The following is an 11,152-nucleotide window of genomic DNA, read 5'->3' as shown; positions in this document are numbered from 1 at the left end:
TTACAAAAAAGGGGCAACATATAAATTCTGATATTACAAAAAAGGGGCAACATATAAATTCTGATATTATAAAAAAACGGAGTGCTTTCAACAGCAACCTCCATTTTCTCACCTATTCATTCACTTTTTGTGTTTTACACCCTCGCCCGTTCTTACCGGAGCACATGTTTCACGATGCATGATCACACCGGACAATAATATTTTTTCCGTTGGGGAGTCCTTGCTTTTTTGCCGGCTTATCAGCATCGCAACCGCCCGTTTTCCAAGCTCTTCTTTCGCTACATTTACGGTTGTTAAATTCGGGCTCGTTTGGTAGGACTCCTTAATATTATCAAATCCGGTAACCGAGATTTGCTCAGGTACTTTTATCCCCAGTTCATCCAAAGCAGAAATGATACTTATCGCAATCGAATCATTCGCACAAACAAAGGCTGTCGGTAATTGATCCACTTGTTTTCCCTGTATCCACTCTGTTATCTGCTGCTTAATATCCTCGTTTGCGGAAAATTTTACTGAGGTTAACAGGTCAGGATGATGATAAAAAATACCATTTGCTTCTAATACACTCCTAAATCCAAGCCAGCGGTCAAAAAAGCTTCGGGAATAGTCGATATCCCCTACAAAGCATAGGTTTTCGTGGCCCAGTCCGATTAAATAATTTGTCAGCATGGCACTGCAATCAAAATTATTATTAAAAATTGTATCTGTTGGAATGAGAGGATCCTCATGATCCACTAAGATAATTGGGATGTTTAATTGATGAACCTCTAATAGAAGCGAAGTCGATACAACCCCTACTCCGATGACGCCAAGCAAACCGTTTGGGTTTATCATCGTTGCGATGCTTTTGACCGTATTTTCTGTAATAATTACTAATCCAAATCTATTACGCTCTAACTCCGCAGAGATTCCGTCAACAATTCTGCCCCAATAGGAAGATTCTTTCGTTTGATGACGTATATTCGGCATTAACACTAATACGGTCTCTTTTTGCTCCTCGATTTCTGAAGCTGTTTCCTTCTCCAGATGATCAAAATTAACACTCATGTTTTTTTGAGCGAAATAACCTAATTGTGATGCGGCTTGAAACACTTTCTCCTTGGTTGAATGGCTGACACCACTCTTACCTGAAAGTGCTCTTGAAACGACATATTTTGATACCCCCAAGTAATCTGCAATTTGCTGCATGGTTACTTTGCGTGCCATTCTACCACCTCCAACCAAGGGGATTTTATCCGTTTTTGAAACTAATCGTTGTTATTATACCATTCAATCAAACCTAACAAAATGGTTATCTAGATTGTCGCTTTGATTATGCAAGTACATATGGGGAAGATTGAATCGTGACCTCATTTGGACGATAGGTTCCGACAATTCTTCCTGATCGATCTGCCGCAAACAGGATTGACCTTTCACTCTCCAGTGTAAAGGAGTACGTCATGTTTGTCGCTGTATCTGTTACCTCGATCTCGCTATCACATGCGCATTCAGATGTAAAGACAAAGAGGGCTCCGTCTCTGAAGGACATTTTTCGTCCATAGATTCCCGGCAAATCACCACCAACATGCCACTTTAATGGACGATGAATGTTCGCCTTTGTTAAGGCATAGTCATACATTTTTCTCATCGTGTCCTTCCGTTCATTCAACTCAATTGGCAACGGACACCAAATGAGCGATCCTGTTCCAATTTGGATTTCATGGATATCCGTTACTTGTGAAGGATGTCCGTTCTCATCCATCACTACTTCCTTATTCAGTTCGGCAATTCTGCTGGCACCAAATGAAACCGGGAGCAGCTCCCCCTCAAGTCTTAGCATTTCTTCACGAACTACATTGGAGATCGTTCGTTGACCAAGCTCATCAATGAGACGGCTAGTCGGCTGCCAATACTCGTTAAGCCCAAGAGGTCCTGTCATCAGTAAGGTGATTCCCTTCTCTTTTACAGCCTCTACGATTTTCTTAAATGCCTGATCACTCACATTATGGGCACTAGGAAGAATAAGGAGTTTAGGTGGATTTGTCCATAGAGAATCGACATGGTATTCACCAAGTGCACGGAATGGTACCTTCATCTCATATGTGAGAATTCTCGTTAAGGTGGTTGTGGCGTCATAGGCTAATTTTCGATTCGAAAAATCATTGGAATAAGGAAAAATGACGGCCACATCTTCAAGCTCTCTCCCGACAAACAAGTCGCGAATTCCCTCGATAAACTTGCCAAAATCATAGGAAACGTTCGCTTCCGGCTTTTCCGTTCCATCTGCTCGTAAGGCCCCGATATTTGATTCGTTAATATTATCCATATAAATGTTTGTATTCCAAATCCACTGAACGGCTCCGGCTCCGCCTGTTGCAAAAGCATAGGCATACTTGCGCTCCAATATATTTCGCAACTCTGTTTCAGACCTTTTCGCACGTCCATCCGGCGTTTCGACATACATAATGCCTGTTTCCTGCACCAAATTTGGTTTGTTAGGCGCTTTCGTAAAAATACCGTCCCAAACAAGGGCATCCATATGCCACCAGGAATGAACCGTTGTGTAATCAACGACCTCCTCATAAAAGAACGGCGATGGGCGCCCACCTGCAAGTCCTTCATCCTGCCCAACCGTTACAAGCTGATTCGGATTCATCGCTTTAATGGCTGCTGTAAGCTCCGCTGCCCAATGATTATGCATGTCCATCGTAAATAGGGAGTAGTCGAGCCACCTTGTTCCCTTCTTTTCCGTTCCCATATCCTGAATATGAAAATTAATCTCACTCGGCTCCGGTGGGACTGCTGCCTCAAAGCTTGGTAATTCATCAGGTGTCATATTCCATTTTTCTTGAAGATTCCGGATCGTCCCATGGCGATTCTTTAGCCACTTACAATAAGCAGCCTTCTCAAACCGATCACCAGCAGACCGCGGGCCGGAAAAGATGCGATTAGGGTCAAACATCGATGGTTCATTAATTAAATCCCAATGGACATTTGTTGTCTCTTTATGCTTCGATACAATAGTCGTAATAAATCGTTTCTGCGCTTCGACACTTCTTGGATCCAAATATGGATTTGCCCCTTCCCAGCTTTCCGGGGTAAACGCAAAAAAGGTAAACGTTACTTCAAGCTCATGTTTCTTCGCTGTTAAAATAAAGGCATCAATCGCGCGCAGGATTTCTTCATGGACATGACCATCCTCGAACATGATATTTCTCCAGCCTGTCCAGATCCCTGTGCGGATGAAATTGATCCCAGCCTTTTTCATTTGCGCCATATCTCTGTCCCAGACAGCCGGGTTCGGTAGGAATAAAAATTTCCTTGCTACATCAGACGTCATATATGTCATACCGACAATAGGCATTGGGCGATGATCCTTCCAAAAATAATCGTGATCACAGCTTAAAGGGCTTCCATCCTTCAATAGATGATCATCAAAACCCCAGAAACCATGTTTAAAGATACGTTTTTCACCCGTTTGGGACCTAGCCTCACAAACTACCTCATACATTCCTTTTTCCACATGAATTGGAACAGGAATCCGAGTTAGTTGAAATTGATTCGTTGCCTCGATTTGTAGCGTTTTTTTCCATTCCAATTCATTTGGGGCATCCTTCTTCCTAATGGTCAGATCAAACGTCCATTCCTTAGAAGCAAGCCCATCTCTTCTCCTTAATGACTGTGTTTGGATCGTGATCGTCGGTCTGTCCCCTGCATCATAGGACGCATAGTTGGATTTCAGACATATCTCTGTTACCCCTTGAGCACAATAATTTGCCCATTCAATTAATGCTTCACTTCCATTATTCGTCCAAAATTGTTCCTGTAATGGTTGATTGATAAACATCATCCGGCACCCGGCAAAATCACCTTTTGTATATTCCAATAAGACAGCTGGAGCTCCCACTTCCCGTCCTTCATCCGAGACAAGCTTTAGCAGAGGATAAATGTGAGCATCCATTGGTCCAGCCGAGCCCATTTCCTTTGGCGTATCACAATGTCTTGTGACATGAAGAATAAACCCATATGTAGGTTCGATTGTGAAAAGATGTTCTTTTCCTTCGAACAATGGAAGATCGAGATGATGTTTATGTTGTTTTATGCCGGTTACATCAACTGGTAAAGCTTCATGTATCAAAAGCTTTTGATGATAGGTTGTTTGCGCCTGCTCTACCACCCATCTTTCATTTTCCTGATAGACCGGATGTTTAAAGGGAGCACCACCAATATGAAGGAGATTCCCGCCTTTTTTTAAAAAAGATAGAATCGCACTCCAAGATTCTTTTGGAAAATAAGCACCATGAAGATGAATCAAGCAATCAAACTTGCTAGAATCTAAATGCTCCTTCAGCTCATTTGCAGAGACGATTGTGAATTGTTTGGATAAGTTCATAAAAACCTCATTGCTGGGTCTTACCCCTGCATATGGAAACGATTGATCATAAAATAAAAGCGACCTGCCCATTTGTAACCTCCTAGGTGTTATGAAATAGTTTAATAGAGTAAAATTTTTTATCTTTTGAATAAAAGGAGAACCCCCTTATTCGAAAGGTTCTCCTCTCTTTCCATTTACTTCATATTTAATTGGCTGCGTATTTTGTCAGCGACCTTTGGAAGCGCATCTTCTGCCTTTACTTCCCCATTCATAATTTGATCGATCACAGGCTGCAGTGTATTCATCGCTTCCGAGTATGTTGGGAAGTTTGGCGTGACGACTGTATTTTCCTCCATTGCCTGATGCACCGTGTCGACATTTGCCGGAGCATATTCTCCCTCAGAGAATTTTTCAGTCGCACTCTTAACCGAAGGATAGGCACCAACGATTTCTGACTGGATTTCTTGACCGCCGCCATGTGTTAAGTATTCAAGCAGCGTCCATGCTTCTTCCGGATGCTCCGTATTTGCCCCAATCGCAATCGGCAAGCCTAGTAATTGTGATTTATTTCCTGCTTTTCCTGCTGGAACTTCAACGATATCCCAATTAAACTTGCCTTCCGTTGTGTAAGGTCTCCAGTTCCAAGGACCGGTAAAGGCCATGGCAGCTTTTCCTGCAAGGAATAAATCGCCCAGACCTTGTGATTCTGTTGCAGTCGGTGAGACATGGTGCACATTGCTTAAGTCTGCTGCCCATTGAATAGCTTCAATTGCTTCAGGTGAATCAACTAATACTTCTGAACCATCTTGAGAAAACTTCGCAGCACCGTTTTCAACTAATGCTTCTTCCCAAGAGTAGCTTGCGGAACCAAACTGAACAATTTTTCCATTCTCTTCGATTGTTAATTTTTTGGCTGTCTCTACATAATCATCCCATGTCCAGCCATCTTGAGGATAAGGAACTCCCGCTTTATCAAACATATCTTTGTTGTAGACGATGTGGTGAGAAATAATATCTCTTGGCAATGCATAGATCGTTTCATCCCAAGTCCCCATCTCGACGCCGCCAGGAAGCCAATCTTCTTTATTGATCCCTGCCTTTTCAATAAGATCGTCTAATTTCATCAGCAAGCCTTGTTCTGCAAACCCAGGCAAATAGGCACTCTGCAGCCAAACTAAATCCGGCTGATCTCCGCCTGCCGACATGGTGACGAATTTATCCATGACTTGATCATAAGGAGCATGAATCAACTCAACGTTAATATTCGGGTTTTCCTCTTCAAACTTCGCATAAATTTCTTCCTCACCTTTTAATTCTTCCGGCCCATTCCCCCAAACCAGCACTCTTAACGTTGTTTTCTTCCCATCTGATGATTCTCCAGACCCGCCAGAGCTCTCACTGCACCCTGCCAGCAGTAGTGCGAACGCTAGTAAAACGCTTACAAATAAAGTGAAACGCTTCTTCAATTTCATCCCATACTTCCCCCTTCATGTTCTTTTTTCATTTGGGGCTGTACCCCGATTCATTTAACTATCAGCGAAAAAATCTTTTTATCGGCGAATTTAAAAATATATCAGCGCTTTTTTTAATTTATCAGCGAAATTCAAAATTTATCGGCGAACGCTGATAAAATGGGGCTTCGGAGACAGTCCCAACTACCCCTTAATGCCCGATAAAGCAATTCCTTCGATAAAATGTTTTTGAGCAAAGAAGAATAAGAGAATCAGTGGCAGTATCACCAAAGTACTTGCAGCCATCATTGGACCCCAAAGCATATTCAATTGTCCATTAAACATTTGAATGCCAAGTGCCAGCGTATATTTATTTGGGTCATTCAAATAGATTAAAGGATTCATAAAGTCATTCCATGTCCACATAAAACTTAGAATGGCAACCGTAATCAACGCCGGCTTCGATAGTGGAAGGACAATGCGCCAAAAGACACCAAATGTGTTACATCCATCTAAGATGGCAGACTCCTCTAATTCACGTGGAATCGTTTTGAAAAACTGTCTCAGCAGAAAGATAAAAAAGGCATTTCCTAAAAACGCTGGGACAATTAATGGCAAAAAGGTATTGACCCAATCCAGCTTAGAAAAAATGATGTATTGCGGAATCATCGTCACTTGCTGCGGCAGCATCATCGTACTTAATAAAATCACGAACCAAAAGTTACGCCCTTTTCCGTTGATTCTCGCAAAGGCATAGCCAACAATCGCGCTCGATAAGATCGTCCCAATGACAGTGAAAAAGGTAATAAAAATGGTATTCCAATAAAACCTGAGAAAATCAACGACTTGAAAGACTTCCTTATAATTTGCCCAATCAAAATCAGTCGGAATTATCGTAGGCGGATAGGTAATCGCTTGTGCCTCATGCTTTAACGATGTACTAATCAGCCAAACAAACGGTAAAATAAATAAAATAGAAAACAGGATTAATAGAGTATAGATTCCAAAACGTTGCAACCGCTTCGTTTTAGACATGCTTTTATACTTTATTTCCACATTGCCATTCGTTGCAGCAGCTACTCTCTCCATATAACTCCTTCCTTTCTAAAAATCTACTTTTTAATCATCAAACTCGTAATAGACTTTTTTTCCAAATAATTTAAACTGAAGCAATGTAAAGAGTAGAACAATAAGAAACAATACCCATGCCAGTGCAGATGCATAGCCCATTTTGAAATATTCAAAAGCATTATTATAAAGGTATAGAACGTAGAATAGTGATGCATAGTTCGGTCCGCCGCTGCTCATCACATAGGCCTGTGTAAAAACTTGAAACGAGCCAATAATCCCCATGATGAGATTAAAGAAAATGACATGTGAAGACATCGGTACGGTAATATGCCAAAATTTGCTCCAGCTTCCTGCCCCATCGATATCTGCCGCTTCATATAAGCTTGTAGGTATTCCCTGAAGTCCTGCCAGGTAGATCACCATGCCTCCACCTACACCCCATAAGCTCATAATAATGAGAGCTGGTTTCACCATCGTCTCACTAAGCAGCCATTTCGAGGTGGGCAGATTAAATTGATCCAACATTGCATTCGCTAAGCCAAATTCCGGCTGAAAAATAAGAATCCATAACAGAGAACTTGCTACCGCCGGAACAATGGACGGCAAATAAAAAATCGTGCGGAAAAAACCCATGAATTTTACCTTTTGATTTAATAGCACTGCAAGCAAGTACCCGGCAACAAGCCCTAGCGGAACACCTATCGCCGTGTAATAAACCGTGTTCCACAATGATTTCCAAAATAGCGGATCGTTTAGAAGCGTTTTATAGTTTTCAAGTCCAACCCAAGTTGTTCCCCCAAAGATTTTCCAATCGGTAAACGACATATAGAGCGAAAACAACATTGGACCGGCCGCTAAAACCAAAAACCCAAGCAGCCATGGAGAAATAAACAAATAAAATATGGATGTCTTACTTTTGACCATCCGTCTTATAGAAGTCCCCAAAACCAATCCCCCTCCTTTTGTTCAGCGAACCATCCTTTTCATGGATCCCCTTGCGATTTTTGAGTCTCCAACACAAACTGCAAACGGTTACAAAACATAAAAAATAAAAATCCCCTCACAAACAGTTTTAAAAATGATTGTATCTCCTTCCCCCTTACACTTAATTTTGTTATTTTTGTTATCATAGTTGTTAGTTGTTAGTATAACATACATACTTTTTGTTTGTACATAACTTTTAATGAAAATGTCATTGGATTCTGAATATTCGAAATACCTGTAAAAAATTTGTCTAAACATGGCGGTTTACAGCTTTTAAGGAGGGAGCTTAGTTGAATACTAAATCAGTGGAAGGAAAGATGGATTTGCAGGAATTGTACAAATAAGAAACACATCGGGTAAATTCCCTGTACACGATGGGGAAGGATGTGGAGATCATTGAAGCAACAGTGTTACTATTATGTGTAAATTGGCCAATATCCCACTTAAGATTTCGATCATACAAAATAAAGCCTCCTATGATTATTTAATCCTAAGACAATTAAATCGCAGGAGGCTAAACTTAAATGGAAATACTTTATAAATCTTTCACTTTAATCCTATTTGCAATTAAATTATTTTTCTCGTCCTTAACCAATAAGCTTTTTTTCAGTAGTATCTTCACAGTTTCTTTTACATCTGCTTCCGATTTTCCAGTCCATCTCATTAATTCTTTAAGTGTAGGACTCTTACCATGTATTGACGTATTAAAGTAAATGCGGAAAATTTTTCTTTCAAGATCACTATACATAAACATCACGCTCCTTTAAGAAATATTATAGGAACAAACGTTCGTATTATCAAGTGTAAATTTAATAAAGACAAAACCCTGACCTGGAAAGATGAGGGTTTCACTATTGCTTATATTGTTTTTTATATCATGTAGGGGTAAACATGTATTAAAAAAGATAGTCAGAAAGGGCGTAAGATAAATGAGAAGAAAGCTAGTTCACACTTTATTTTTAATTTTAATTAGGTAATCTACAAATAGTGTGTTATGCTTTACCTAACCATTTTAATACCAGTTTCATGTTTTCCTCCCCCATTCATTATTGAATGGGGATTTTTATTTTTGTGGTTTCGAAAACCCCTGGCTATGCCGGGGGTTTTCGAAACCACAAAAATAAAAGGACTCTAAAATGAATTAGAGTCCCTTTGTTCATTCATTATGCTTTGTGTACGTTCGTTGCTTGTGGTCCACGTTGACCTTGTTCAACATCAAAAGTCACTTTTTGACCTTCATCTAAAGATTTAAACCCATCGCCTTGGATAGCTGAGAAATGAACGAATACATCGCTGCCGCCTTCAACTTCGATAAATCCGAACCCTTTTTCTGCATTAAACCATTTTACTGTACCTTGTTGCATGTTTTTTGCCTCCTGCGTGGAATATACCCACTGTTTAATACTATCCTTGCTCAATTAGATATCAAAGGCGAAAAGTTTAAATACTTATCTTTCCTTACAGACCGAACAAAAATAATTCATCTTAATGATAACAGATAATTTTTGGAAAAGCAAATGGATATATAATTGAAATGTTAAATACTTTGGCCACTCCAAAAGAGGTACATCATGTCACTGCTGGAAATTGCCGTTTAGAATATCTACGTTTCAAATAAAGTATATCTCTGAGAATTATACGATAAACCATGAAAATTGCTGTTTTCATGGTTTATCTGCCTGTAGTGAAGTGATGTTCAGGAAGTGCGATTCCCTAAGAAATATTGATTTTATTATTTTTCTTTTGCAATTTCTTTTCTATTAGGAGCAAGTGGTGGTTGTTCTAACCATTTATTTTGCACCATAAGATTAAACCATTGTTTTGTTACCATTAGATTTTTTAGAATGACGCTTTCATAAGTCGCTACAAGGTCTGTTCGCATGGCTGATGCTAGACCAGTCCCGTGATAGTTTTGTGCTGCTTGATACAAGAAACCAATATGATACAACATTAACTTATCCGAAAAAGGAGATTCCGTTGAAGTTGTCACTTCTGTTTCCCAAGACCTAGGAATTGGCAAGTTATCGTCGTGCATGATTTTTGAAAGGGCTTGTATTTGACTATCTGAGGTTTTCTCGGAATCCTCTAAAAATTTTCTTACTTCTTTTGTTTGAGCGACCTGGCTAAATCCGATAGAAAGAGTTTTAGCCATAATACTTTTTTTTAGGTTTAAAAAAATACTGATGATTTCTGTTGCAGATAACCGCCTCCCTTTTCCAAAAGTTCCATCCGTGAAATCTTTGCTAGTAATAAATTCAGGGTTCTTGGCAGGATAAAATAATGGGTCTCTCTGAAAATTCCCTTTTTCAAGCAATAAATCAATGGTTTGATGGTACATTCTTTTTCCATCATTATTACATGAGTCGTAAAAAAAACGTAAATCCTCTCTGACAGAGACGCCTAATGCAGTGGTATGTCCCAGCAAGCCATGCAAAGTCATGATATGTAAATAATTTAAGCAAAATATATCAGAAAACAATCTTTCTGCACCTTTATTAAGGTCAGATTCTGTAAATCCAATTGGTACTGGAAATCCTTCATTCTCCATAAAAGCTACGATTTGTTTCTTTTGTTTTTCAAAGGTCTTGATCGCATCCTCAAAAATAGTTTTTATTGACTCATCCTCAATTATAGAGAACATATATCTATTTACTACATCTGTCATTGTTCCGTTTATATATCCTCCCCACAGTGTTCCTATTTCGGAAGATGTGAGTTTTAATTTATCCTTATCCATACTATCACCTCTTGGATAGTATTTACCAATTTATCAATCGTTATGATTTCCTTTCTAACGGCTGCCTTCAATAGGACCTATCCATTCGAAATCAATGGTGTTTGATATTCAACAATCGGAAGAAATTGAATAATAATCAAGATAATATTCACATTGAAGGAAATAATAAATGCAAATAGGAGGTGTTAGGTTGACGAATATTATTGATGGCATGGACGCTGCAAGATTTCAATCAGCAAATTCAGCTGATAGGAAGCTTAAGGAGAAGAAAGGAAAAGAAGAAAAGGAAATGCCTATGGTTTTAAGAAACCTTAAAAATGGATCCTGAAATAAGAATTGATTTTGTTATCAAAGGTTTCGATGACAACATCATTGATTAAATATGCTGGTGGGGTTATACTCCTTCCGTATAAAAGGAGATCGTAATCCTCTTGGAAACAAGACGGAGCATGATCTCCTTTTACTAAATTCCCTATTCAAATCACTAGCTTTGCATAAAAATCTTAGCATTTAGTCAACCATCTCATAAAATGGGAAATAATCCAAAATAATTAC

General features: G+C 39.4%; 9 protein-coding genes. 1 reads left to right on the top strand and 8 read right to left on the bottom strand.

Annotated features, from left to right (window positions below):
* Positions 1 to 120: 120 nt before the first annotated feature.
* The 8 genes from Q1B07_RS25145 to Q1B07_RS25110 form a co-directional block, all read right to left on the bottom strand.
* Positions 121 to 1,206, bottom strand: coding sequence for a LacI family DNA-binding transcriptional regulator (locus Q1B07_RS25145; protein ID WP_299093906.1), 1,086 nt, complete (start codon positions 1,204 to 1,206; stop codon positions 121 to 123).
* Positions 1,207 to 1,312: 106 nt separating this feature from the next.
* A complete protein-coding gene (locus tag Q1B07_RS25140) occupies positions 1,313 to 4,444 on the bottom strand; it encodes an alpha-amylase family protein (protein WP_299093905.1) in 3,132 nt (1,043 codons plus the stop codon).
* Between the two features lie 104 nt (positions 4,445 to 4,548).
* Positions 4,549 to 5,826: a sugar ABC transporter substrate-binding protein gene (locus tag Q1B07_RS25135; RefSeq protein WP_299093904.1), complete on the bottom strand. Its 1,278-nt coding sequence runs from the start codon at positions 5,824 to 5,826 to the stop codon at positions 4,549 to 4,551.
* Between the two features lie 183 nt (positions 5,827 to 6,009).
* Positions 6,010 to 6,894, bottom strand: a complete 885-nt coding sequence (locus Q1B07_RS25130) for a carbohydrate ABC transporter permease (RefSeq protein WP_299093903.1) — start codon at positions 6,892 to 6,894, stop codon at positions 6,010 to 6,012.
* Positions 6,895 to 6,924: 30 nt separating this feature from the next.
* A complete protein-coding gene (locus tag Q1B07_RS25125; protein ID WP_366945287.1) occupies positions 6,925 to 7,821 on the bottom strand; it encodes a sugar ABC transporter permease in 897 nt (298 codons plus the stop codon).
* A 574-nt stretch (positions 7,822 to 8,395) separates the two neighbouring features.
* Positions 8,396 to 8,608 (bottom strand): hypothetical protein, encoded by a 213-nt coding sequence (locus Q1B07_RS25120; protein WP_299093901.1) that lies wholly within the window; start codon positions 8,606 to 8,608, stop codon positions 8,396 to 8,398.
* A 415-nt stretch (positions 8,609 to 9,023) separates the two neighbouring features.
* Positions 9,024 to 9,224, bottom strand: coding sequence for a cold-shock protein (locus Q1B07_RS25115; RefSeq protein ID WP_299093900.1), 201 nt, complete (start codon positions 9,222 to 9,224; stop codon positions 9,024 to 9,026).
* 368 nt (positions 9,225 to 9,592) lie between these two features.
* Positions 9,593 to 10,597 (bottom strand): DUF3231 family protein, encoded by a 1,005-nt coding sequence (locus Q1B07_RS25110; protein WP_299093898.1) that lies wholly within the window; start codon positions 10,595 to 10,597, stop codon positions 9,593 to 9,595.
* Between the two features lie 190 nt (positions 10,598 to 10,787).
* Between Q1B07_RS25110 and Q1B07_RS25105 the strand changes: the two genes are divergently transcribed.
* Positions 10,788 to 10,925: a hypothetical protein gene (locus Q1B07_RS25105; RefSeq protein ID WP_299093897.1), complete on the top strand. Its 138-nt coding sequence runs from the start codon at positions 10,788 to 10,790 to the stop codon at positions 10,923 to 10,925.
* The last annotated feature ends 227 nt before the right edge of the window (positions 10,926 to 11,152 follow it).

It is taken from the genome of uncultured Metabacillus sp. (assembly GCF_947503125.1).
Lineage (GTDB): Bacteria > Bacillota > Bacilli > Bacillales > Bacillaceae > Metabacillus.
The sequence above is the reverse complement of the archived record's forward strand: the minus strand, read 5'-3'. Positions and strand labels throughout refer to the sequence as shown.

Excerpts from the sequence above, each read along its gene's own strand:
- Q1B07_RS25145 (WP_299093906.1), bottom strand. The coding sequence starts at position 1,206 with ATGGCACGCAAAGTAACCATGCAGCAAATTGCAGATTACTTGGGGGTA.
- Q1B07_RS25140 (WP_299093905.1), bottom strand. The coding sequence starts at position 4,444 with ATGGGCAGGTCGCTTTTATTTTATGATCAATCGTTTCCATATGCAGGG.
- Q1B07_RS25135 (WP_299093904.1), bottom strand. The coding sequence starts at position 5,826 with ATGAAATTGAAGAAGCGTTTCACTTTATTTGTAAGCGTTTTACTAGCG.
- Q1B07_RS25130 (WP_299093903.1), bottom strand. The coding sequence starts at position 6,894 with ATGGAGAGAGTAGCTGCTGCAACGAATGGCAATGTGGAAATAAAGTAT.
- Q1B07_RS25115 (WP_299093900.1), bottom strand. The coding sequence starts at position 9,224 with ATGCAACAAGGTACAGTAAAATGGTTTAATGCAGAAAAAGGGTTCGGA.
- Q1B07_RS25110 (WP_299093898.1), bottom strand. The coding sequence starts at position 10,597 with ATGGATAAGGATAAATTAAAACTCACATCTTCCGAAATAGGAACACTG.
- Q1B07_RS25120 (WP_299093901.1), bottom strand. The coding sequence starts at position 8,608 with ATGTATAGTGATCTTGAAAGAAAAATTTTCCGCATTTACTTTAATACG.